This window comes from Acidobacteriota bacterium (genome assembly GCA_035471785.1).
In the GTDB taxonomy this organism is placed as follows: domain Bacteria; phylum Acidobacteriota; class UBA6911; order RPQK01; family DATIPO01; genus JANQFM01.
In genome coordinates this window covers 1-24,506 of record DATIPQ010000054.1, presented here as the reverse complement: position 1 = coordinate 24,506, position 24,506 = coordinate 1, and the positions used below count along the sequence as shown (strand labels likewise).

Sequence of the window (24,506 nt, the reverse complement as noted above, 5' to 3'; positions counted from 1 at the left end):
CTCTACGGCCTGCGGGTGGTGGCAGGCGGTCAGGCCACGGGAATCGAAGTCTCCTACTGGCTGCTGGCGCTGACCGTCTTTCTCTTCGTCTCCCTGGCCTTTGCCAAGCGTTGCGCCGAGATCCGCCTGCAGTCCGGACGGTCGCCGATACGCCGAGGATACGACGCCTCAGATCTGCCGGCTCTGGAGAATCTGGGCGCCGTGAGCGGATTCGTTTCCGTGCTGGTCCTGGCTCTGTACATCAACTCGCAGGCCGTCACCCTGCTCTATCCCCGTCCCTGGATGCTGTGGCCCGTGTGCCTGCTTTTGATGTTCTGGATCAGCCGCGTCTGGCTGCTCGTGAGGCGCGGCAGGTTGCACGACGACCCGCTGGTGTTCTTCGCCCGCGACGGCGTCAGCTACGCCGTGGGAGCCCTGGCAGCCGTGCTGGGATTGGCGGCTTCGTTATGAGCCGCAGGCCGGAATCCAGCGCCAGCAGTCGCGATCTTAACCAGAAATCCTACCCATGGGCATGGGTTTTGGTTGTGGCGGGTTTCTCGCTGCTGGCCTATCTGCCGTTCTTCGACAACGGATTCATCTCCGACGACTGGGTCATTCTGGACAGGGCGCAGGCGCTGACCAGCCAGCCCTTTCACCTCTTCGACAAGCCTCCCGACCAGTTCCGCCTCACCAGCTACCTGAGCTTTCTGCTGCTCCACACCATCTTCGGCCAGCATCCCTGGGGATTCTATATCTGGTCCTGGGGCCTTCACCTGCTCAACGTACTCCTGACGGTGAAGCTGGGACGCCAGCTCTTCGCCAGCCGCAATGCCGCCTGGACGGCGGCGTTGTGCTTGGCCGTCCTGCAGAATCCTCATGAAGCCGTGGCCTGGCTTTCGGCCATGAACGAGTCGCTGATGACCCTCTTTGCCCTGCTGACGGCCATTGCCTGGATGAAAGGGCGACGGGCCTGGGCGGCGTTGGCTTTTTTGGCGGCGCTCTTCTCCAAGGAGTCGGCTGTGGTGCTGCTGGCCCTCCTGCCGCTGCTGGATTGGGTGGCGATCCGCTGCGGCGCTCAAAAAACTCGCCGGGCACTCCTGCCGGGCTACGGCTTTCTGCTTTTGCCGGCTGCCGTCTTCGGACTGGCTTACTGGGCGGCCTGGGAGCAGCACAGCATGCTGCAGCAGGGCTACTACCGACTGGGACCGCAGGCTGCGGGGGTGATGCTGTGGAGCCTCCATCGCCTGGCCTTTCCCTATCTCTACCTGGCGCTGTCGGCCTTCCTCGCGGACCGCCGTCGTTTTCCCGGGGAAGCCATGGCCTGGGGACTGGGCCTGGCGGCCTTGGCCCTGCTGCCCTACTGCTTTCTCACCTACCAGGGACACGTGGCCAGCCGCCATACCTACCTGGCCTCAGTGGCGCTGTGCCTGCTGCTGGGCGTCTTGCTGGACCGCTTCTCGCGTCCTCTTTTGCGTTGGGGATTTGTGGCTCTCTTCCTGGTCGGCAACGGAGCCTACCTGTGGCTGGCCAAGGACGCTCAGCTCCAGGCCCGAGCCGCACCCACCACCGAACTGAGGCGGGTGTTGACGCAGATGGAAGCCCAGCCGGTGCTCTTGCCCAACTTCCCTCTCAATCCCTGGATGGCCCGCCTGGCGGCCCGCTCGCTGGACGGATGGACGGGCCGGGAACTTCGCTTCGCCGACACCCCCTGTCCCGGCTGCCCTCGGCTGCTATGGAAGGACGGCGCCTACTCGGTCGACACCTCAGAGCAATGACAGGTCGATGAGCCGGCGGCGCTTGTCCACCCGGTCGACCCGCACCTGAACGTGGTCCCCTACCCTGATCTTGCGTCCCCGGTCGCGGCCCACCAGGGATTGCGATTTCGCCTTGAAGAGGTAGAAGTCGTCGTGCATGGCTTCCACGGCCACGAATCCTTCCACGAAGTGCTCGGTCAATTGCACGTAAAAGCCCCGCGAGCGCACGCCGGTGACGACAGCCTCGTACTCGTCGCCCAGGTGGGACGACATGAAGACGGCCTGCATCCAGTCGATGATCTCGCGTTCGGCGTCGACGGCTTTGCGCTCCCGGTCGGAAGCGTGGGCGGCCATCTCGGCAAGGCCTTTGCAGAAATGGCGGCAAGCCGCCGTCCGGTGACGGTTTTCCAGGATGAACTTGATGAGGCGGTGCAGCAACAGGTCGGGATAGCGCCGGATGGGCGATGTGAAGTGGGTATAGAGCTCAGAGGCCAGTCCGAAGTGTCCCTCGTTCTCGCCGGAGTAGCGGGCCTGCTGGAAGGAGCGCAGCATCTGGTGGGTCAGGAAGCGGCCTTCGGGAGTGCCGCGCATCTTGTCCAGAACCTGCTGAAAGTGCTTGGGCTCGCGATGCCCCTGGCGTCCCGGAAGATTATACCCGAACTGGGAGGCCAATTCGGCGAAGCGTTCCACCTTCTCGGGGTCGGGATCTTCATGGACCCGGTAGATCATGCCGATTTCCCGCTTCTCCACGAACTCGGCCACGGCCTCGTTGGCGGCCAGCATGAATTCCTCGATGAGACGATGGGAATCGTGGCGGGGGGCTTCGACGATGTCGCTGATTCCGCCCTGGTCATCGAAGACCACCTTGGCTTCGGGCAGCTCCAGGTCGAGTGCGCCCTGGCGAAGCCGGGCCCGGCGCAGCAGGCGGCTGAGACGGTGCATCTTGGAGAGCAGTTCGCCCAGTCGTTGGGCAAGGCCGTCTGAGGGGGCCTGGCCTGCTTCCCGGCGATCCAGGATCTCCTGCACCTGGACATAGGTGAGGCGGGCCTGGGAGCGGATCACCGAGAGGCTGACCTGCTGGCCCTGGCGGCGTCCGTTCTCGTCGAAATCGATGAAGACGCTGACCGTGAGACGATCCTCACCAGGCCTGAGGCTGCAGAGGTCGTTGGAAAGGTTCTCGGGCAGCATGGGATAGGCGCGGTCGGGGAAATAGACCGAGGTGCCGCGGCGGCGGGCTTCGTGGTCCACCAGGCTGTCCAGCGCCACGTAGTGGCTGACGTCGGCGATATGCACGCCCAGGCGATAGGCATGGGCTTCCTGGGGCGATTGGCCCGGCTGCCTCCAAGAGAGGCTCACGGCGTCGTCGAAGTCGCGGGCGTCCTCGCCGTCGATGGTCACGGTGACCGTCTCGCGCAAGTCGTCGCGGCCCTCCTCGGCCGAGGCTATGGAGGGCAGGTCCTGCCCAGCCTCATCGAGCACGGCTTGGGGGAAGGACATGGGGATTTCGTTGCTGAAACAGACGATGCGGTATTCGATCTCGGGGTCGTCGCGGTCTCCCAGCACCTCGATCAGTTCGCCCATGGGCCGGTCGCGGCGCTGCGGATCGGACATCAGCGAAACGGCCACCACCACTCCCTCGGCCACGTCCTCGGGGACGTCGCGCAGCAGCACTTCCTGCTGATAGCGGTCGTCGAGGGGCAGAGCGAAGGGGCGCCCGCGGTAGCGCTCCAAGACGCCCACCAGCGGGCGCCGGGGACGCTCCAACACCTCCACGACCCGCCCTTCAACGCTCTGTTGCTTCTTTTCCCGGCCGCGTCCCCGGCCTCGACGGCGGCTCTGGTAGAGGTGCACCCGCACCCGGTCGCCGTGGATGGCGCCCGCGAAGTGTTTGGGAGGTATGAAGATGTCTTCTCCCTCTCCATCATCGACGGCCACAAATCCGTATCCGTCGGGATGGCGGGTCAGCCGTCCGGTAGCTTGCTTGTCCTTAGGCATGGGTTGCATTCTACAGCCTGCCAAGGCCACTGGGTGGCCAGCAAGTTCACACACGCGTCAAGTTTCAGTGACCGCGGTGAAAGCCCAATGCTCTCGGCGGTATGAGGGCGCTCGCTACCTCCGGCGCAGGCGCTTCAGAGCCTGGTTGGCGGCGATTTGGACAGGGTCCCAGAGGGTGGCGTAGGGGGGAGCGTAAGCCAGGTCGAGCTGGCTCAGGTCGTCGACCTTCATGCGGGCGCTGAGAGCCGTCGCAAGGGTATCGACGCGCTTGGCCACGGAATGTCCGCCCACCATCTGGCCTCCCAGCAGCCGTCCCGAACGCTTCTCCCACACCAGCCGCAGGTGGAGGGGAGAACTGCCCTGGAAGTAAGCGGCCCGGTCAGGGGCCTTGACGGTCAAAGCATCGGCCTCGAAACCGGTCTGCAGAGCTTGGCGCAGGGTGAGTCCGGTGCGGGCGACCGAAAGGCCGAAGACGCGTTCCAGCGACGTCTCCAGGCTTCCCTTGAAGGTGGAGCGCATTCCAGCCAGATTCTCACCCACCACGCGCCCTTGCTTGGCGGCCGTGGTTCCCAACGTGGAACAGATGGGACGGCGAGACACCAGGTGGATGGTCTCGGCGCAGTTGCCGGCCGCATAAACGGCGTTGAAATCGGTGCATCCGCGAGCGTCCACCTGAATACCGCCGCTGACTCCCAGTGCAATGCCGGCGCGGTGGGCCAATTCGGTGTTGGGCTCTACGCCCACGTCGATCAGAGCCAGGTCCACCGGCCACCTCTTGCCGCCGGCTTCCACGGCTTCCACCCGCCTCTCTCCGCAAAGGCGGCCGACGGGAGCACTCAAGTGGAGCTGTACGTTGTTGCGTCCCAACTCCTCCTCGATGACCTGGCAGAGGTCGTCGTCGAGCTGGGGCTGGATGTGGGATTGGCGCTCGAAGAGCAGCACTTCGAGTCCGCTTTGGACGAGGGCCTCGGCCATCATGAGTCCGATGTAGCCGCCGCCGATGACGGCGGCCCGGCGCAGCCGTCCGGCCTCGACGGCAGCCCGGATCCGCTGGCCGTGTTCCAGGCGGCTGACCGTGAAAACGTTCTCCAGGCGGCATCCCTCGACGTCGGGACGGCGGGGGGTGTATCCGGTCGCCAACACCAGGCGGTCGTAGGGTTGCTGGAAAGTCTCCCCCGAATCGAGGCGGCGAGCCAGCAGCATCCGGCGCCCATTCCAGATCTCCTCCACCCGCACTCGCGTGCGAGCCTCAATGTCGCGTTCGGCCTTGAGGGAATCCGGATCGAAGGCCGTCAAGTCGGAGGGCTGCCCGAGGCCTCCCGCCACGTAGAAAGGAACCCCGCAGATGGAATAGGAAATATAGTGTCCGGCTTCCAGAATGAGGATCCGCAAGTCGGGATCGAGCCGCTTGGCCCGGCTGGCAGCCGTCATTCCGGCAGCGTTTCCCCCGATGACTACGATCTTCTCGCCCATCCTCAGAGATGTTAGCAAAGGGTGAGCAAGGCAGCGAGAGCCTCTTTGCGGCGGGCGGGAAGATCTGAGATGGGGCCAACCCGGAAAAATCGCCCCCCAGCCAGGAGATTCTTCCCGTCCGGGGCCTGTCTTTTGCAACAACCCTTTGGAGGTCTGCGGCCAGGAGACGGAAAACCTGGCTCACAGGCCCAAGGAGCCGATTGGCACGCCCTTTGCTTCTATCACGATGGCGAGGACTTCGGTCCTCACTATCGGCATCCCGAGTGGAATTCGGGCCCCTCCCGGGATGCCGTTTTTTTACCCTCCATAGTCTTGGCGAAGGAGGGTCGCCCCCCAACTCCACCCACCTTCCCTTTCAGTCACTCCAATCACCCCAACAAAACTCCAGACCGCCTCCCGGGGGGGTGTTCTTCCCGGCTGCGGGAAAAATTTTCCGCCCGTGGAGGTGGCTGAACAATGCCTTCTTCCCCGCCCGATTCCTGCAAAGCCCCGCCATCAGCCGGTTTGAGCAGATTTCTCAGCTTTTGGCACGCTGGATGCTTAGTAGTCTAGCGTTACTCATCAAGCGCTTCCCCGATGAGTAGCCTGAACGGTCCTCACGGATCGTTCGGCAAAATACAGATACCCTGGCTCGCACCAGCAACCCCCAGCGAGGCGTTCTCGCTGGGGGTTTTGCATTTTAGGCCCGTTCTTTTCGCCCAACCGTCCCCCCTCGGTTGCCACCGTTTTGTGAGTTGGAAAATTGTGAATCGGAGGTTCGACCGCAGGTCGCAGTGCGCCGTGCGAGGCGCGGGGAGCGTCCGCACGGCGCGAATCGCCGAATCTCCAAAGGGCATGGAGACGAAGTAAGGAAGGACCCGGACGGCCGGGGAGACCGTCCGGGTGGCACTCATTGGGGAAGCACTGAATGAGTTACGCCTGTCCTGGTAGCACCTTGTATGCCAAAAACTTCGCAGAAACCCTAAGCCTCATGACAGCAGTAGTTTAGGCTCGACATCCTGGCGCACATCCATTGGATTGGCAAAGAAAAGCGGGAAAATTTCCCGCCTTGCCGGAAGATCTTCCACGGCGGAAATCAGCCCTGGGTCGACCGACAAGAGATGGGGGTGGGAGCGTTCAGCGAGGAGGCCGTCCGGTGGCGTCGATGAGTTTCTTGAGAGCGTTTTCCAGGCGCTGGATTTCTTGCTGGCTGCGTTGGGTGAGTCGCTCGTACATGGCCAGCACCACCTCGGCCTGGAGGGCGAAGTCATCATTGCCGGCGGCTACGCGGCGCAGTTCTCTTTCGGCGTTGACCGGCAATCCCGCCAGAGCGTAACTGTAGGCCAGGTTGAGGCGGACTTCCTGAGGATTCTGGGCATGACCGCCGGCCAAGGCCTCTTCGAAGCAGGTGATGGCTGATCCGTACCTGCGCTCTTGGAGGAGGCGGTCAGCGGCCGTGACGAGGGTCTCTCCCAGGTTCGACTCGCACTCCCAGGGACGCGGCGGCTGCCCGTCGACTTGAGGGTCGATCTGCAAAGGTGGCAAAGCGGAACTCGAGTCAGGCGGAGGAGGGGTCACTTCCTGGGGCACATCGATTCCTCCGTCGACCTCCTCGGGAGCTTCGGGAAGCGATGGCGGAAGCGATACCTGGGGACGCTTGGGCAGACATCCCGCCCAAAGCAGGAATCCCGAAACGAGCAAGATCAGAGTTTTTTGCTTCATGTCCGAATCCGGGGCGTTGATGAGGGCTCCGCCCTTGCCGGCCAGAGGATTCGTCTTCGAAAGGAACGCCGCAATCCAGTGCTGACGGTCAAAGATTCTGAGCCAGGGCCCTCCGTTTCTTGTCCCTGCAAGGGACAGATTCGCCAGCCCAGGGTCAGCCGCGGCGAGCGCTAGCGAGACGGCGGCGCCACCCTGGGTTTCAGACGGCAAAGGTCTGAACGCTGAAGGCGTGGAATAACGCAACAGGGTGGCTCAAAACTTCTGACGCACTGCACTAGTGTAGCAAAAAGGCCGAGGGGTCAAGAAGTCTCAAGACTGTCTCTGCTCTTCGTCGGGGATCAGGGGCAACAGAAAGGAGAAGCGGCTTCCGCCCAGTTCGCTCTCCTCCGCCCAGATCAAGCCTTGATGAGCCTCGATGATGCTGCGGCAGATGGCCAGTCCCAAACCCACTCCCGTTCGAGAATGTTCCGATTCCAGTTGCTGGAACTTGGAGAAGATCTCTCCTCGCTTTTCGCTGGGAATTCCGGGCCCGGCATCGGAAACGCTGACCACGACCACGGGCTGGCGGCGGCCTGGTCGATGTCCGAAGGTCATCTCAGGCAGTTTCGGCCGTCGCTTGTGGCACTGCAGGCTGACCTCGATGACGGCTTCAGGGGGTGAGAACTTGATGGCGTTGTCGAGGAAGTTGGCCAGCACCTGCTGGATGCGGCTGCGGTCGCAGAGCACAGGTGCAGGTCGCCGGCAAACGTCCCGCTGCAGTCCAAGACCCGATTCCTGGACCCGAGGCTCCACCTCGTCCAGATAGGACTCGAGCACGGCAACCAGATCTTCGGCAGCCGGGCGGACGGCAAAGATTCCGGCCTCGATGCGGGAAAAATCGAGCAGGTTGACGATGCTGCGGGAGAGGCGGTCTCCCGTTTCCTGCATGCCGCGCAGAAGTTTCTGCTGCCTTTCGCTGACTTCTCCGGCGCGTTCCAACTGCATCATGCGGATGGCGCTGAGCATGGAGTTGAGGGGCGACTTCAGCTCGTGGGAGACGTGGGAGATGAAATCTCGCTTCAGGTCGTCGAGTTCGCTGAGCCGCTCTGCCATTTGATTGGCCGACACGGCCAGGTCGCGCAGCTCGTCGTTGGCCCTGTCCTCCACCCGGTAATCAAAATCCTCCTGCATCCAGCGCTTGTGGGCCGCGTTGAGCTGATTCAATCGTTTCGAGATGCTTTGCCCCAGCCAAAAGGGGACCGAAAGACTGACAGCCATGGCCAGCAAAGTCAACAGGGGCACCAGCCAGTTCAGAAGCTGCGACTTCTCTTCCGTGGTGGCTACTTCGGTGAGGGCATACTGACGAAGCGCCTCTTTAAAACGGTCTAGAGCTCCCTCCAAGATCTCCTGTTCCGACTCCCAGACCTGGAAGCGCACCTTGGCGCCCTGAAGGTTCCGGCTTCCAACTTCGTCCACCGTGATCAGCGTGTCCTTCTGGTGCTGCCTCCACATGCGTTCAATGGCTGGAAAGGAATCGCGTTGGGGTTCCGGGACCCTCTCCAGCCCGTCCTCTTTGAAGTCGCCAAACCACTGATCAATGGCGGCCACCAGTCCGCGAATCTCCCGCCCCACCTCCTCGATCCTCTGCTCTTGCTCTCTCAAGCTGGCAGCCCAGAACTCGTTTTCGGACTCTCTGACCAGCTTTCTCAGTTCGTCCGACAACTGGTAGTCCGCGCGCTGCAGATAGAAATTCATCTGCGCATCCAGGCGGTCGAGCCGATCCTGCACTTCGCTGATGCCGGAAATAGGCAGGAGTACGCCTCTTTGCAGGCCGTCGATGACGTCTGAAAACTCGCCCAGCGCACTTCTCTGGACCAGCATGGCCAGTCCCAGGGCAGAGATCACGATGAGATAGCCGAACCAAATTCTGAGACGGATCGTCATGTGGCGCCAGGTTTTCATGGGCCCCGCCGGCGATGCGGGGAGGATTAAGCCATTCCGTACTTGTGCAGCTTGTTGCGCACCGTCTTCACATCGACGCCAAGCAGTTCGGAAGCCCGCTGCTTGTTGTTGCCGGTGCTCTCCAATGTCTTGAGAATGAGTGCCTTCTCAGCGTCGGCGATGGTGGTGCCCACGGGAAAGCCGACGTCCACGGAAACGGGTTCGTCCAGGTTGCGGACCGAGGGGGGCAGGTTCTCGACCTGTATGTCTTCCCCTTTGGCCAGCACCACGGCTCGCTCCATGGCGTTGCGCAACTCGCGCACGTTGCCGGGCCAAGTATAGCGGCGCATATGGTCCAAAGCTTGTGACGACAATCGCGATTTCGGCACCTTGTAGCGCTGTCCGAAACGTTCGGCGAAGTACTCGGCCAGGAGCTTGAGGTCGTTGCCTCTTTCCCTCAGGGGAGGCAATTCGACCTGGAAGACGTTGAGGCGGAAGAAGAGATCTTCGCGCAAGTTGCCGTCCTCGATGGCGCTCTTGGGATCGCGGTTGGTAGCCGCAACGACCCGCACGTCCACCCCGAACTCGCGGCTGCCTCCCAGCCGGCGGACGCGTCCGTCTTCCAGCACGCGCAGCAATTTGGGCTGCAAAGCCATGGGCATCTCGCCGATCTCGTCCAGAAAGAGCGTGCCCTGATGAGCCAATTCGAAACATCCCGCGCGAGCCGACACGGCGCCCGTGAAGGCGCCTTTCTCGTGGCCGAAGACCTCGCTTTCCAGGAGTTCGTGAGGAATGGCCGCCGAGTTGACGGCGATGAACGACTCGGCCGCGCGGGGGCTGAGGCTGTGCAGGGTGCGCGCCACGAGTTCCTTTCCCGTTCCGCTCTCGCCGGTCACCAACACCGGGACGGCGCTGGGAGCCACCGATTCGATCTGCTGGTAGACCTCCTTCATCACCTCGCTGGTGCCGATGAAGTCTCCGAATCCGGACTCGCGCTGGGCGGCGGCTTTGGAGGCGGCCCGGCGGCGGGTTTCGATCTTGTCCAGCACCTCTTTGAGGAGCGACTCCAGCCGGTCGTCCTTGCTGACGTAATCGGCGGCGCCTCCCTGCATGGCCTTGACGGCCTTGCGTATGTCGTCTTCGGCCGTCACCAGAACGACGGGCAGGTGGGGATGGCGCTTGCGCAGCTCAGCCAAGACCTCCAGGCCGTCCATTCCAGGCATGCGCACGTCGGTCAGCACAAGGTCCTGAGGGGCCTCATCCAGCTTTTTGACCGCTTCGGCTCCGCTGGAGGCCAAAGTGACTTCACAGCCCCAGTCCTCCAGCAGCATCTCGAGGTTGTTGCGCCAGAGGGCCTCGTCGTCCACAACCAATACTCGGGTTTCGTCTCCCATAGCTGCGTATTGTAGCGTACTGGCGGTGCGCCAACGCTCTCTCCGGCGCCCACTTTGCCCGTCAGGGCCGGTCGTTGATGGGGCCGGGGCGTTCACGCAGAAAGCCGGCTCCGCGTCCGCTGAGGACGGTGCGTATTTCAGCCAGGATGGAAAGTGCGATCTCCTGGGGCGAGTCGGCACCGATGTCGAGTCCCACGGGACCGTAGAGGCGGGCAAGTTGTTGCTGGCTGGGCTGCTGGCCCTGCTTCTCCAGGTCGTCCAGCAGGTTGTCGGTACGGGCCCTGGGGCCCAGCAGCCCGATGTAGGGCACCTCGGACGGCAACAGCCAGGCCATCCATTCCACGTCCTTGGGGAAGTTGTGGGTCATGACGACGGCAGCGCAGTCCGGGCCCGGCCTGATCTGGTCGTCAGCCTCCTGAGGATGCAGGCATTCCACCCGGTCGGCTGAAGGAAAGCGCTCGGCCTTGGCGAAAGCCGGACGATGGTCGATGACGCTGACGCTCCAGCCCAAGCGTGAAGCCGCGTCCGCCAGAGGCACGGCGTCATGTCCGGCGCCGAAGATCATGAGGTGAAGGGGCGGTGCGATGTGCTCGATGAAAACCGGCAGGTCTGTTCCCTCCTCTTCGATCTCGACCTGGCGGCTCTTGCGGCTTTGCAACGCTTGCCGGGCCTCCGCTTCGATGCGTTGGCGATGGGGGCCTTGGGGCAAGTCGCTTTGCAGCGTTCCGTCCTGGCGCAGCAGCAGCTTGCAACCCAGGGCGATCTGTCCCTGCTGCTGGCAGGTCAGGGCCGCCACCGCATGGTGCCGGCCGGCAATGCTGCGGTCAATGAAGTCGAGGGCGTCGGGTCCACGGGCCGGAGGAACCGACTCGATGAGCACGTCGACGATTCCGTCACAGCCCATTCCCAGTCCCCACAGGATGTCGTCGGGCGAGGTCATGTCATAGCGCACCAGGCGGGGCTCGCCGCTTTGCGCGACTTCCACCGCGTGTTCGGCGACGTCGCCCTCCAGGCATCCGCCGCTGAGAAATCCGGTGGCTCCGCCTTGCGGCGTCCACAACATGCGCGCTCCCGGTCCCCGGTAGGCCGAGCCTTCCACCCGTACGACCGTGGCCAAAACGGCCGCTTCTCCCTGGCGCCGTATGTCGCGGTACCTGCCTAAGATTTCGATCAGTTCTTTCATGCCTTCAACTTCGGAGAAGGCAGTATATCAGGTGCAGGTAAGGTCCCGGCAGTCCTCACATTTCGTTGCCGAAAGTCAGCTTGACTCCCATGGTGATCGACTGGGTCTGATACTGCTGGGGAAAGAGAAGGGTCCGTTCCTTGTAGTCGTAGCTGTTCCACTGGCCGTAGACGCTGACCTGTTTGTGGAGAGGAAACTCCAGGCGGGCCATGGGCCGATGGTAGGACTGGGGGAAGGTCCCCGTCACGTCCCAGAACGAATAGCCCAGGCTGAGCTCGGAATCGCGTGGCAGCAGCACAGAAAGGTAGACGTTTCCGTAGTCGCCCTTTTCCAGATAGAGGGAGCGGTCACGCTGCAAGATCTGGGGGAGGACGAAGAAAAGGTCGCTGTCGATCTCGCTGCGCTGATAATCGGCATTGAGGGAAAAACGGCGGGTGGGAGTGTAAATGACCGAAATGCTGAAGTCGCGATGCTCGGAGAGCAAATCGATGTCGGCCTGCTCGTTCTCATTGTCGAAGAGCGACACCGAACCGGCGATGGAGAGCTGCTCGACCGGAGACACCTGGCCGTTGACGCGCAGCCGCTCGAAGTCGTGGGTTTCGTTGCGGAAGATGGCCGGACTGTCGGTGCGTCCCAGTTCGTAGTCGACGCCGATGCGGTTGCGGCTGGAGAAACGGTAAGAGGCGCCCAGCAGCAGCACGTTGCGGTCCCACTCGAAGGCGTCGCTGCCCTGCTCGTATTCCTTCTTCTGATAGCGATAGCCGCCGCGCACCGAGAAGCGCGGGTCGATGTAGAAGTGGGCCACGATCTCTTCGGTGTCGTAATTGGTGGCCAGGAAGGTGCTGAGGTTCTCGGTTTCCAGAAGGGGATCGTCGGTCTGCCGCAGCAAGGGAGTGATGTCCTGGAAGAGGAACTGGGTCAGGGCCCCTCCCGCCACGTGAAAGCGGCGGGTGTTGAAGCGTTGTTGCACCAGCAGCCAGTGGACGGGCTGCCAGTCGGCGCTGAAGTCCCCGTACCAGCTCGGCTTCTTGGCGTCGGCCACGACCTGGCGTCCGCCCTGCTCGTAGAAGATGGCCAGTCCGGGAAAGTCGAGAAAGTTGCCCATGGCCCGGTCGAAGAATTCGCCGTCCAGTTCGGCCAGGCTGTAGGCCACCTTGGCGCGAAGCGTCAACTGGTCCCAGGGCCTGAAGGTGGCCACGGCGTTGGTGAAGGGGCTGTTGACGCTGTAGTCATTGGCGGCCTGGTAGTTTTCCAGGAAGAGGTCTTGCCCGAAAATCTGGCGGGTGCTGTTGCCGTCCTGAAATCCGCTGGCCTGGATCCTCGATTCGTCGTCGTAAAGGCGCAAGCCTTGTTCGAGGTAGAGCGAGAAGCGGTCGAGGCGCAGGTTGAATCCCCCCCTGATGTCGGTGTTCTGAGTTTCCAGGTCCTGACGGACGGTGAATTCGTCGTTGCCCAACCTCAGCGTCGTCTGCACGGGTCCTTGCCGGGTGTTGCGGCCAAAGGCGAAGAAAGGCGAGAAGCGGGTCCCTGGAAGCAGCGTCACACGGGCGTTGAAGATGCGGTGGGAGAAATCGGAGCGATGCTGGGAACGCAGATCGCCCTGCTCCAGGAAGGGATTGGCGAAGTTGGGGACGGCGTTGAAATACTGATAGTTGAAGTAGTCGAAATCGACCTGGTAGACCTCGCTCTTGGCAATCGAGGCGCGGATGGTGTTGTAGGGCTCGCCGCCCCAACTGTCGGCCCGCAACTCGATGTGATCGAAGAAGCGTCCGGCGTCGTGAGGAGAACTGAGAAGGAAGTCAGCCCCGAAAAGCTTCACTCCTTCGCCCAGATTGACCTGGCTGCGATAGAGGTCTTCGTTTCCGGACTCGTTAAACAGCACCCGTCCGCCGAAATCGAGCTTGAAGCGGTAGCGCACGTCGTCCTGCGCCGTGAGCGGCATGGCGGCGGCCAGCAACAGCAGCGGAAGCAAGGGGGTCAGGAACCTCTTCATGGCGCTTTACCTCAGGAAGTTGGGATCGGCGTTGGACCCGTGAATCTCGCGGTGGCACGTGGTGCAATTGCGGAAGCGAGGGCTCTGGATGTCGTGAAAGGAAAAGGGCTGGCTGGCGGCCGCGCCCGCCGTCATGCTGTGGCATTCCAGACAAGTCTGATGAATCTGGCTGCGGTTGAGCATCTTGGGGTTGACCGACCCGTGGGCCTGGTGGCAACTGACGCAACCGCTCGACTTGCCGGGAGGGTGCTCGAAAACGAAGGGTCCGCTCTTGTCGGAATGGCAGCTTACGCATCCCTCTTCAGTGCCCTGGGCCAGCCCACGCTGGGCCCGCAGGTCGGAGCCGTGGGGCGTGTGGCAGTCGGCGCACTGCATGGCGCCTTCCAGCACGGGATGGCTGTAAGGCTTGCGGAACTGGGCTTGAGCGGCGCGGTGGCAGGTGGCGCAGAGATCATTGGAGGCGTCGGCCAGCAGTCCCCGGCGGGCCTCTTCGGGATGCATCTGGTGGCAATCGACGCAGGCCAGGTTGTTGCGTCCGTGAGAGGACTGAAGGAAAGCCGACAGGTGAGGGTCCTGGCGGTGGCAGGTCTGGCACTGCATCACTCCCCAGCGAGGCGTGCGGTAGTTGAAGCTGACCGTCTCCAGCCGGTCGCCTCCCGATTCCACATGAAGGCTGCCGGGTCCGTGGCAGTCTTCGCATTCACGGCCCGCGTGGGGAGTCCTTTGGAAGACGGTGAACGTGTCGTGGCAGATCAGGCAGGTGTCGCTTTCGACCCGTTCCGCCATTTCCTGCTGCGGAGCGGGGGCCGAAGCCGCTGCTGTCGGGGGCGATCCCCCCGGCTTGGGCGAACTGGCCTGAGAGGCCGCCAGGGGAAGCCAGATCACGGCCGTTAGGATGAGGAGTGCGATGGTGCGTCTTCGCGAGTGGGTAGCCGGTTTCATCCCGCCTCCGCAAACGGCCCACTGCCTTCGAGCGGCATGACGGGCCGTTCAATCTCGTTGCTTGTTGTCGCCCTGCCAGCGACCGGCCCGGCGCCGAAGCGCCGAGCCGGCTTGTTGGGACCGAATGCTCCTAATGTTGCTTAGGAACCATCCTCAGTTGCCCAACCGGGCGTGGACCCGGCTGACGGCGAAAGCGGCGCCCTCGCGGTGGCATGAGGCGCAGGCCTCAGCGAAGGGAGCGATGTTGACGAAGGCGTGAGCCGCGGTGGCCTCGGAATCGTGACAGCCTACGCATGCCGTCGTGTTGGGCGGCATGGGGCTGAAGAATTCGCGCGGCGCCACCGTGGACAAGACGCCCCCGGCAGGAACCGTAAAGCTCTCGTCGACGTGACAGGACATACAATTCCTGAGGTCGCCGGGATAGAGGACGCTGTTGTAGTTGTGCACCGACCCCTGAAACCCGATTACCGTGAAATCGCGGCTGAGTTCTTCACCCATGTGGATGCGGTGGATCATGAACTTGAAGTCGATGCTTCGGGGCGGAAAATCCTCTGCCGCCCGGAAGGGCGAGTCGTCGGCCAGGGGATTGTGGCACATCTGGCAATAGTCGGTGGCGTTGTGGCGGATGGTGCCGTGCAAGGCCAGGTTTTCATGGCAGCTTTCGCACTTGGCGTCGTCGACCACCATGCGCCGCATCACCGGTTCGGGATCGGTGACGGCGAAGAATGTGACCGGGTTTTCGGCGGTCTCGCGGTGGCTCATCTGGGTGGTCAGACCTTCGTTGAGCAGCACATTGCGGAAAGCTTCAGCGCCCACAGCAAAGGTGCCTTCGGCGTCGTCCGGAATGGCGGCGTTGAAGGTGTAAGTGAATCCGTCGCCGAAAGGTGCGGCGGCTTCAACAACCCGTTCGCTGACCAAGAAGCTGTAGTCGTCGGTTGGCCCGGTCAGGACCAAATTGAAGAAGGGGAATTCAGACGGCGCTTGGGTATTCCCCTCATTGTCGGTGACCCTGAAAACCACCGTCGGGTTCTCGCCGGGACCGGTTGCCATCACCTCGTCGATGGTGATGTTGATGCCGGCCAGTTGTTGGCTTTGGGCCGGAATGGTGTGGGCTCCCAGGATGGAGGCGTCGAATTCGAACTCGCCCTGCGGAAAGTGGCAGTTGGCGCAGAAGTTGTCCGTCATGACCGGACCGCCAGCGTGGTTCTCGCCCGTCATGAAGTTGACGTCGTCGTGGCAGGAACCGCAGGAGTCGCGGGTGGGGCGCAGCACGTGGGCCTGGGCCTGCATGGCTTCGGGCGTGTGACACGAGGTGCAGTTGCGGATGTCTTGCGGAAACACCACTTCGGAATAGTCGTGGACGCTTTGGCGGAATCCGATGATCTGGTAGGGTTCGCCGGCCTGCACGCTGGGCAGGTCTTCGCCCAGGTGGATCTTGTGGATCATGACCCGCATGTCGACCGTGTTGCCGGTGTCGGGGTCGATCACCCCGGGATAGTGGCAGGTGATGCAGAGGTCGACGTCGCGGCGCACGCCGCCGTGAAGGGCCAGGGGATCATGACACTGGTTGCAACTTGTGGTGCGGGCCACGTCGCGGATCTGCGGTTCTCCTCCGCCAGGCACGAAGTGGACCACGTCGTTGTCGACGAATTCTCCCAATTCGAACTCCGACAGGTCGCGCTCGGAATAGATGGCCACCGTATGAGTGGCGTTGGGATCGAAGTCGGCCGGCAAGGTGGTGCCGAAGGTGTAAAGGTAACGACCGTCGTCCAGCCGCTCGAAGGATCCGCCCCTGTCAGCCGAGGGCTGAACCGCGGAATCTCCGGTAATGGGGCTGTTCTGGACTCGGGTGGTGTAAGCCACGTAGGTATCCATGCCCTGGGGAATGCGGGCCAGAATGAAGCTGGCCGAGATCTCGCCCGGCGTGAAGACTCCATTCAGATCCAGGGGCAATCCCCGGTCATCGGCTACGGTGAATTCGACTTGAACAATGCCGTTCTCGCCCAGAATGACGTCCTGCACCTCGAAATCGAGTCCGGGGCGCACGAACGCCACTTGTTCGGAAGTCAGGTAGTGGCGCAAGTCGAACTTGGAGTATTGGAGGCGATCGAGTGTTGCGGCCGAAAGCAGCGTAGCTGCAACCGCCGTAAAAAGCAACATCGTCGCAATTCGGTTCCTTTTCATTTTCAACTCCCTCCCTCCCCGGCCGGGCCGGCCAAGGACGGAAAGTCCGACACGTGATATTGGCTCTTGTCCCGAACGTTTTCGCTCGGAATTTTCAATGTACCGGGCCGGTCCTCACAAGACCGGCTCACACAGGCAATACTACACCGCCCCCCCTGACGCCGCAAGGCAATTAGAGCGAAAAAAGTGCAAATTAACGCCGTTTTGCCGCCACAATCATCTAAATGGAACTGCACCGGTCCTCTTTGTGGGCGATTTCCCCCTGACGAAACAACGGGGAGGTGCCGGCAGTTTTTACCGCCATTTCTGGCACACTGGCCGGAAAGCCCGTGGAGTCAGCTACTTAGAAAGATCGAGACGGCACGGATTGGGGCATTTCACCCGCGCCGTATGGGTCGCTTAACCCATAAGATGTGGATCAATAAAAATTTGCAACCTGACTCGACTCGCATCATCTAGGGTGGTATAACGAGTACGATTTGGTGGCTGCTGCGCCGCGGCCCTCAACGAGCGGCGTTTTAGAAGGAGGATCCTCTGATGAAGAACTTGAAAGCCATCCGCCTGCTGACTGCCGGCGCTGCTGTAACGATGCTGTTGATCATGCCCCTCTCGGCCATGCTGATGTGGACGGCGCAGGACGAAGCGCTGGGCAAGGAAGTCTACGAGAAACGCTGCGGACTGTGCCACGGACCCGACGGCAAAGGCGACACCAAGGCCGGCAAGATGACCAAGACGCCCGATCTGACCGCCGGCGAGTGGAAACACGGCACTTCCCAGGAAGAGGTGGAGAAGGTCACCCGCGAAGGCGCAGGCAAAATGAAAGGCTTCGAAGGCAAGCTGAGCGATGAGGAAATCGCCGCGGTCGCCTACTACACGCGCAAGATGTGCGGAGTCATCGAGGAATAGTCCGCTCGGCTGGAGCCGATTCAAGATCTGATGATAAAGTTGCGGCGGCGCGCTGACGTCAGCGCTCCGCCGCTTTTGCGTTTCGTGGGATTTCAGGGTTCGCGTAAACAGCAAGCTGGGTGAGGAAAGACAACATGGCAAAGCGCTGGGTCATTACCTTGATGCGTCTGGTGGGACGCAACTGGATCACACTCTTCGGGGCTTCGCTGACCACCGTCAGCGCCTTGGCCATCCTCACCTTTTTCACATTGGGTGCCTTGGGACTGGCCGATTCCCCCTACATCGCGGTGCTGGCCCTGATGGTCTTGCCCATGGTCTTCATGGCAGGACTGCTGCTGATTCCGGCCGGCGCCTATTGGGAACGCAAGAGGCTGGCCGAAGGCGCCGATCAGCGCGGCCGCTACCCGCGCATCGACTTCAACAAGTCCGCCGTGCGCCGCTCGGCCGCGGTGGTTGCGGCTCTCACCTTTGTCAACGTGGTGCTGATCGCCGTGGTCAGCTACGAGGGCGTCCACTACACCGAAAGCACCGAGTTCTGCGGAACCGTGTGCCACACCGTGATGGCGCCGGAACACACCGCCTACCTTGATTCGCCTCACGCCCAGGTGGAGTGCGTGGAATGCCACATCGGACCGGGCGCGCCCTGGTTCGTGCGCTCCAAGCTGTCGGGACTGGGGCAGGTGGTGGCCGTCACTTTGGGGACCTACGAGCGTCCCGTCCCCACTCCCGTACACAACCTCCGCCCGGCCCAGGACACCTGCATGCAGTGCCACTGGCCCAGCAAGTTCACGGGCGACCGCATGAAGGTGATCGAGACCTTTGCCGAAGACGAGGCCAACACCCCGCTGACCACGGCCTTGCTGCTTCATATCGGGGGGGGCAACCGTTCCCAGGGCGGCATTCATAGCTGGCACATCGACCCGGCCCGCCAGACCACCTACATCAGCCTTGACCAGCGGCGCGAAACCATCCCCTACGTACAGGTCAGGGATCCTGACGGTCAGATCGTCGAGTACTTCGCCGAGGACACCGACCTGACGCCCGATGACTTGGAAACGGCGGAAAAGCGCACCATGGACTGCATTGACTGCCACAACCGTCCTACCCACCGCCATTACCTGCCCCACCGCGCCATGGACCAAGCCCTGGCCGAGGGGCGCATTGACCGCTCCATCCCATTTGTCAAGAAGATGGGCACCCAGATTCTCAAGGAGGTGGGCGACCAGTTCGGAGATGCTTCTCAGTTGCCCAAGCTCCTGGCCGCCTACTACAAAGAGAACCACCCCGACTACTACGCCTCCAACCAGCGTTCGGTGCAGGCCGCCGGCGAGGAACTGATCAACCTCTACAACCGCAACGTCTTTCCAGCCATGAGGGTTACCTGGGGAACCTATCCCAACTTCATCGGGCACACCGATTACGACGGCTGTTTCCGCTGCCATGACGGCTCTCACAGCACGCGCGACGGCGAGAAGTCGATCGGGGCCGATTGCAGCACCTGTCACGAAGTGCTGGCCTGGGAAGAGGAAGATCCTCAGATCGTCAAAGACCTGGGCATCACGCGTTAGCCGGCTGGCGGTCGGACTCGGGGCCGAACTCGCGCATCAGGATGTCCAGGCCCGAGGGCGGCCCCACTACGATCAATTCGTCGCCTTCCCTGATCTTGAACTGGGGCGAAGGATTGAATTTCCGCTCTCCCCCGGGATGCACCACCATGATCACCATCAGTCCGGTCTTGGCCGGGAGCTGGAGGTCGGTCAGCGTCTTGCCGACCGCCTGGGGCAATTCCGAGGCGGCGATCTTGGAGATCTCCAGCTCGGCTCCCGAGACGGCCACGTCGACCAGTTCTTCCACCGCCGGGTGAAGCATCATCTGCAGGATGCGCTTGGCTCCCAGCACGGGAGGACAGATGACTCGGTTGGCCCCGGCGCGGGCCAGCTTGGGACGGGTCTCCTCTTTCTCGGCGCGGGCGGTGATGAGCAGCTCGGGATTGAGGCCGCGGGCCGAGAGAGTGACCAGCACGTTGTCGGGATCGCCTTTCAGGCAACTGGCCAATCCGCGCGCGACTCCGATTCGGGCCTGCTCCAGGAGCTTCTCCAGTGTGGCGTCGCCCAGCAAATAGAGATAATGGCGGGCCTCGGCCATGGCCGTACGCTCGGGATCGATGTCGATGACGACGAAGGGAATGCCCTTTTCGTCCAGAGCCTGGCACAAGGCCCGGCCCATGCGTCCGAAGCCGCAAACTACGAAATGGTTCTCGAGCTTGGCCACTTTGTTTTCCAATTGACGCCTCCCCAGCACCCGTTTGAGTTCACCGTCGATAAGAAAGGCCACCAGATTACCGGTGGCATAGAGGGCCGTGATGATGCCCACCAGCATGACGAAAAGCGACCAGGTGGTCTCAGCCTGGTTGAACTCCGAATACTGTTCCTTGAGTCCCACCGTGGTGACGATCATGACCGTCAGATACAGACTTTCGAAGAGCGAGCGGCCCTCGCCCACTACCCAAAACCCGACGGTGCCGGCAAAAAGCACGATTCCCACCAGCATCAGGCTCTCTTTGAACTTTTTGAGCGATTCAGGCTCTTCCCAGAGGGAATCGGTCAGTTTGTCGGACATTGGTGTCTTTCCTCCCTGAGCGTACTGAGGCCCAAGCTCGCAAGTCAAGCGGCCAGGCAGCGGCGCGTGCCATGTAACGAAACTTGGCAGAGAAAAATTCGTCTTAACAGTAGCTAGAGTGTCCGATTCGCCTTGTTGGTCGGGCGCACTCGTATCGGGACTGGTATCGTCGGACTGGGGAGGGCGTTTGAAAAAGCTACTGGTCATCGCGGTAGTCGCCGTGCTGGCGGCTCTGGTTGGGTGGCGTCTCTATCAGGAGACGGCACAAGGCTCTGCGGACGCGGGAATGGGCGGGCCCAGCCGGCAATCGGCCGCCATGCTCGTGGAGACGGCTTTCGCGCGTCCATCCGTCTTCGCTTCCGACCTGCAGGTATTGGGGGAACTCAAGCCCAAGGCCGAGGTGGCGGTCATGTCGCGGGTCAGCGGACGCCTCCGCGAAGTCCTGGTCGACCGCGGCCAAGCCGTCAGCCAGGGACAGTTGCTGGCCCGTGTGGAAGACGAAGAAATCCAGAAGCAGTTGCAGCGGGCCGAGGCCACAATGGCCGTCAGCCGGGCCAGGGTCAAGCGCGAAGAAGCCACCCAGGCCAACCTGCGGATACAGGTGCGCCGTTATGCCGAGCTGCACGAGGCCGGATTGGTTTCCTCTCAGGACCTGGAAGATCTGGAAAGCCGCCTGAGGGTTGCCGGGGCCGATCTTGAATTGGCCAAAGCCCAGGTGGAGCAGGCCGAAGCCTCCCTCTCGGAACTGAGGGTGCAGCAGCGCGACACCTACATCCACTCGCCTCTGGACGGCGTGGTGGGCCAGCGGCACCTCGATCCCGGAGCGCTGGTCAATGCCGGACTCCCCATCGTTTCCATCCTCGATGTCGATCAGGTCAAGACGGTTGTCCCCGTCACCGAAAACGTCCTCCAGCAGGTGCGCATCGGGCTGGAGGCCTCCATCGTGGTGGACGCCTATCCCGACCGTGTTTACGAAGCCCGCGTCACCCGCATCAGTCCCTACCTCGATCCCGAAACCCGCAGCGCCGAAATCGAAATCGAGACCGAGAATCCCAACCGCCTGCTCAAGCCCGGCATGTTCGCCCGCGTCACCATCGACGTCAGCGTGGAGAGGACCGTCAACAGCATTCCCCGCTCGGGACTGCTGATCCGCGGCGACCAGCAGGGAGTCTACGTCCTCAACAGCGAACGGCGGGTTCTTTTCCGCCCCGTGCGCATCGGCGTGATCGAAGGCGACGTTGTGGAGATCACCAACGGACTGGAGGAAGGGGCCGAGATCGTCACCACCGGAGCCCAGAGCCTTAACGAAGGCGACATCGTAAGGACCCAATAGACATGAAGCTTCCCGAGCTAGCCATCCGGCGACCCGTCTTCATCATCGTCTGCTTTCTCATCCTCAGCCTGCTGGGAGCCATTTCGTTCGCCCGCCTGCCCATCGATTTGATGCCCGACATCTCGCTGCCCACCATCACCGTCACCACCACCTACGAGGGCGTGGGGCCGCAGGAGATGGAGGAGTTGGTGAGCATTCCGCTGGAACGCACCCTGAGCTCCGTGCCCGGGGTGCGCGAGATCACCTCCACCTCGTCGGAAGGCAGCTCGCGTCTGCGGGTCTCTTTCGAGTGGGGCACCGACCTCGACGCGGCGGCCGACGACGTGCGCACGCGCATCGACCGGGTGCGCAACCAATTGCCCGACGACGCCGATTCGCCCCGCATCTTCAAGTTCGACGTCAGCTCTTTTCCCATCATCTTTCTGGGCGTCTCAGCCGACCTCTCTCCCCGCGACCTCCGGGAGTTCGCCGAGAAGCAGCTTCAATACCGCTTTGAACGCATTCCCGGCGTGGCTCAAGCCGACATCTGGGGAGGGCTGGAGCGCCAGATCCACGTCCGCCTCGACCGCAAGAAGACCCACGCCCTGCGCATTTCGCCGGCCCAGGTGATCGCCGGACTGCGCAGCGAGAACCTCAACGAGCCCGCCGGACACGTGTGGGAAGGCGGCTTCGAGGTGCTGATGCGCACCGAGGGCGAGTTCGCCTCGCTGGACGAGATCCGGCGCACCATGGTGGCCCGCCGCGAAGGGCGTCCCATCTACGTGCAGGACATCGCCGAAGTCTACGACAGCCACCAGGAAGTGAGGGCTCTGGTGCGGGTCAACGGCATCCCCGGCCTGCGCATGGCCATCCGCAAGCAGTCGGGAGCCAACTCGGTGGAGGTCTCCCAGCAGGTCACCCGCGAGATCGAGTCCATCCGCCGCGACTTTCCCAACGTCGACGTAGCCATTACCTACGACACCACCAAGTTCATCGTCCGCTCTATCGAGAACGTGCGCGACGCGGCCCTTTACGGTTCCATTCTGGCGGTGGTGGTGCTGCTGCTCTTCTTGCGCAATGTGCGCAGCACTTTGGTGGTGGCGGTCTCCATCCCCATCTCGGTGCTGGCCACCTTCGCGCTGATGCACTTTTACGGCTTCACCCTCAACACCGTCACCTTTGGAGGACTGGCCCTGGGGGTGGGCATATTGGTCGACAACGCCATCGTGGTGTTGGAAAACATCTTCCGCCATCGCCAGGCGGGCGCCCGCAAGCAGGACGCGGCACGCAAAGGGACGTCCGAGGTGGCTTTGGCCATTACCGCCTCCACCCTGACGACCATAGTTGTCTTCATACCGGTGGTCTTCATGGAAGGCATCACCGGGGTCATGTTTCAACAGCTCGCCTGGGTGGTGTCGCTGGCCCTGTTCAGTTCCTTGTTGGTAGCCCTGACGCTGGTTCCGCTCATGTCCAGCCGCATGATCAGGGTTCGCGAGCCCCGTCCAGACTCCTGGAACTACCGCATCATCCACGGCACGGCCAAGCTGCTCGACTCGCTGGACCACCAGTACGCCGATTCGCTGCGCTGGTCGCTGCGCCATCGCGGATTCATCGTCGTGGCCACGCTGGTGGTGACGGGCGCCACCCTGTTGCTGCTGCCTTACCTGGGCTTCGAACTGCAGCCCGAGGCGGACGAGGGCGAAGTGCGGGTTTCTTTGGACCTGCCCGAGGGCACCCGGCTGGACATCACCGACGAGATGGCCCGCCAGGCCGAGGCCATCATCGACCGCGAGGTGCCCGAGGTCGAGAACATCCTCACCCAGGTCGGCAACCAGGGCGGATGGAGGGTGGCCAACACCAACACGGCCCAGTTGCGGCTCTCCCTGGTTCCCCAGAGCCAGCGCACCCGCAGCAGCCAGCAGATCGCCGACGATCTGCGTCCGTTCTTCGCCAAGTTTCCCGGCGTCATTCCCCGCATCCGCGCCAGCGGCGGCAACTTCATCCTGCGCATCGCCCAGGGCGACGGCGACCGCCTCTCGCTGGACGTGAGGGGATACGAGCTGCAGGAGTCCTATGACACGGCGGTGCGGCTGCGGCGCCTGCTGGAGGCCCTCGAGGGCGTCTCCGACGCGCGCATCGGCCAAAACACGGGACGGCCTGAGAGCCAAATCAGGGTCGACCGCGACAAGGCTTCCTCGATGGGCCTGTCGGTTTCTGAAATCGCCGCCACCGTGCGCACCAGCATCGGCGGCAGCACGGCCGGATACTTCCGGGTGGGCGGAGAGGAGTACGACATCCTGGTTCGCTACCAGGAAGAGGACCGCATCACCAGCGCCGACGTGGCTTCCATCCCCATCCAGACGCCCTCGGGCCTGGTGGTTCCCCTGGAATCGCTGGTGCGCTTCGAGCGCAGTGAAGGACCCATCGCCATCGAGAGGCGCGATCAGCAGCGCATCGTCAATGTCTCGGCCAACCTCGACGGCACCCGCGACATGGGCTCCATCGTCTCCGACCTGCGCGCCGAGCTGAACGACTTCGCGCTGCCTGCCGACACGGTAGTGGTCTTTTCCGGGGAGTGGGAAGAGCAGCAGGAAGCCTTCGTGGTCTTGCAGTTGAGCCTGATTCTGGCGGTCATCCTGGTCTACCTGGTGATGGCGGCCCAGTTCGAGTCTTTCAAATATCCCTTCCTCATCATGTTCTCGCTGCCGCTGGCCTCCATCGGGGTGATCCTGATGATGTTCCTGACCGACACGACCTTCACCATGCAGGCCTTTATCGGAACCATCATGCTGGTGGGAATCGTGGTCAACAACGCCATCGTGCTGGTCGACTACATCCTGCAACTGCGCCGCGACCACGGACGCGACCTGGTGGACTCGCTCATCACCGGCGGGCGCCGCCGCCTTCGTCCCATTCTGATGACCACCCTGACCACCGTTCTGGGGCTGACGCCCATGGCCCTGGGCGTGGGCGAAGGTGCCGAACTGCAGGCTCCCATGGCCCGGGTCATGATCGGCGGCATGCTCTCCTCGACCTTCATCACCCTGTTCCTCATCCCCACCCTCTTCATGACCATGGAGCGCTTCTCCCTGCGCGCCCGCCAGCCCGAGGCCGTGGGCGCCGGCGCCGGTGAAGCGGTGGCTGGATAGGC

General features: G+C 62.7%; 16 protein-coding genes. 6 read left to right on the top strand and 10 right to left on the bottom strand.

Features of this window, described 5'->3' with window-relative positions:
• Both VLU25_08120 and VLU25_08115 read left to right on the top strand, forming a co-directional pair.
• Positions 1 to 450, top strand: a 450-nt coding sequence (locus VLU25_08120) for a hypothetical protein (GenBank protein HSR67894.1), incomplete at its 5' end; no start/stop codon positions are given.
• Positions 451 to 524: 74 nt separating this feature from the next.
• Positions 525 to 1,754 carry a hypothetical protein gene (locus VLU25_08115; protein ID HSR67893.1) on the top strand — a complete coding sequence of 410 codons (1,230 nt, stop codon included), beginning with the start codon at positions 525 to 527 and terminating at the stop codon, positions 1,752 to 1,754.
• Here VLU25_08115 and rnr read toward each other — a convergent pair.
• The 9 genes from rnr to VLU25_08070 form a co-directional block, all read right to left on the bottom strand.
• Positions 1,743 to 3,728, bottom strand: coding sequence for a ribonuclease R (gene rnr / locus VLU25_08110; protein ID HSR67892.1), 1,986 nt, complete (start codon positions 3,726 to 3,728; stop codon positions 1,743 to 1,745). The two genes, VLU25_08115 and rnr, sit on opposite strands and share 12 nt — an antisense overlap.
• 114 nt (positions 3,729 to 3,842) lie before the next feature.
• Positions 3,843 to 5,201, bottom strand: a complete 1,359-nt coding sequence (locus VLU25_08105) for an FAD-dependent oxidoreductase (GenBank protein HSR67891.1) — start codon at positions 5,199 to 5,201, stop codon at positions 3,843 to 3,845.
• A gap of 1,116 nt (positions 5,202 to 6,317) precedes the next feature.
• The gene (locus VLU25_08100; GenBank protein HSR67890.1) at positions 6,318 to 6,902 is read right to left on the bottom strand and encodes a hypothetical protein; all 585 of its coding nucleotides are present in this window, start codon (positions 6,900 to 6,902) and stop codon (positions 6,318 to 6,320) included.
• A 309-nt stretch (positions 6,903 to 7,211) separates the two neighbouring features.
• Positions 7,212 to 8,843 (bottom strand): ATP-binding protein, encoded by a 1,632-nt coding sequence (locus VLU25_08095; GenBank protein HSR67889.1) that lies wholly within the window; start codon positions 8,841 to 8,843, stop codon positions 7,212 to 7,214.
• Between the two features lie 26 nt (positions 8,844 to 8,869).
• Entirely contained in the window at positions 8,870 to 10,216 is a 1,347-nt protein-coding gene (locus tag VLU25_08090) for a sigma-54 dependent transcriptional regulator (protein HSR67888.1), read from the bottom strand.
• A 61-nt stretch (positions 10,217 to 10,277) separates the two neighbouring features.
• On the bottom strand, positions 10,278 to 11,399 hold the full coding sequence (locus VLU25_08085) for an XdhC family protein (protein HSR67887.1): 1,122 nt from the start codon (positions 11,397 to 11,399) through the stop codon (positions 10,278 to 10,280).
• Positions 11,400 to 11,454: 55 nt separating this feature from the next.
• Positions 11,455 to 13,392 carry a hypothetical protein gene (locus VLU25_08080; protein HSR67886.1) on the bottom strand — a complete coding sequence of 646 codons (1,938 nt, stop codon included), beginning with the start codon at positions 13,390 to 13,392 and terminating at the stop codon, positions 11,455 to 11,457.
• A 6-nt stretch (positions 13,393 to 13,398) separates the two neighbouring features.
• Positions 13,399 to 14,334, bottom strand: coding sequence for a DmsE family decaheme c-type cytochrome (locus tag VLU25_08075; GenBank protein HSR67885.1), 936 nt, complete (start codon positions 14,332 to 14,334; stop codon positions 13,399 to 13,401).
• A 153-nt stretch (positions 14,335 to 14,487) separates the two neighbouring features.
• Positions 14,488 to 16,518, bottom strand: a complete 2,031-nt coding sequence (locus VLU25_08070; protein ID HSR67884.1) for an OmcA/MtrC family decaheme c-type cytochrome — start codon at positions 16,516 to 16,518, stop codon at positions 14,488 to 14,490.
• Between the two features lie 537 nt (positions 16,519 to 17,055).
• On the opposite strand from VLU25_08070, the gene VLU25_08065 reads away from it, so the two are divergent.
• Both VLU25_08065 and VLU25_08060 read left to right on the top strand, forming a co-directional pair.
• The gene (locus tag VLU25_08065; GenBank protein HSR67883.1) at positions 17,056 to 17,424 is read left to right on the top strand and encodes a cytochrome c; all 369 of its coding nucleotides are present in this window, start codon (positions 17,056 to 17,058) and stop codon (positions 17,422 to 17,424) included.
• Positions 17,425 to 17,558: 134 nt separating this feature from the next.
• Positions 17,559 to 18,992, top strand: a complete 1,434-nt coding sequence (locus tag VLU25_08060; protein ID HSR67882.1) for a NapC/NirT family cytochrome c — start codon at positions 17,559 to 17,561, stop codon at positions 18,990 to 18,992.
• Here VLU25_08060 and VLU25_08055 read toward each other — a convergent pair.
• Complete coding sequence (locus VLU25_08055) at positions 18,982 to 20,043, bottom strand: NAD-binding protein (protein HSR67881.1); 1,062 nt, start codon at positions 20,041 to 20,043, stop codon at positions 18,982 to 18,984. The genes VLU25_08060 and VLU25_08055 overlap by 11 nt on opposite strands.
• 187 nt (positions 20,044 to 20,230) lie before the next feature.
• Between VLU25_08055 and VLU25_08050 the strand changes: the two genes are divergently transcribed.
• A complete protein-coding gene (locus VLU25_08050; GenBank protein ID HSR67880.1) occupies positions 20,231 to 21,376 on the top strand; it encodes an efflux RND transporter periplasmic adaptor subunit in 1,146 nt (381 codons plus the stop codon).
• Positions 21,377 to 21,378: 2 nt separating this feature from the next.
• Complete coding sequence (locus tag VLU25_08045) at positions 21,379 to 24,504, top strand: efflux RND transporter permease subunit (protein ID HSR67879.1); 3,126 nt, start codon at positions 21,379 to 21,381, stop codon at positions 24,502 to 24,504.
• Positions 24,505 to 24,506: the final 2 nt, after the last annotated feature.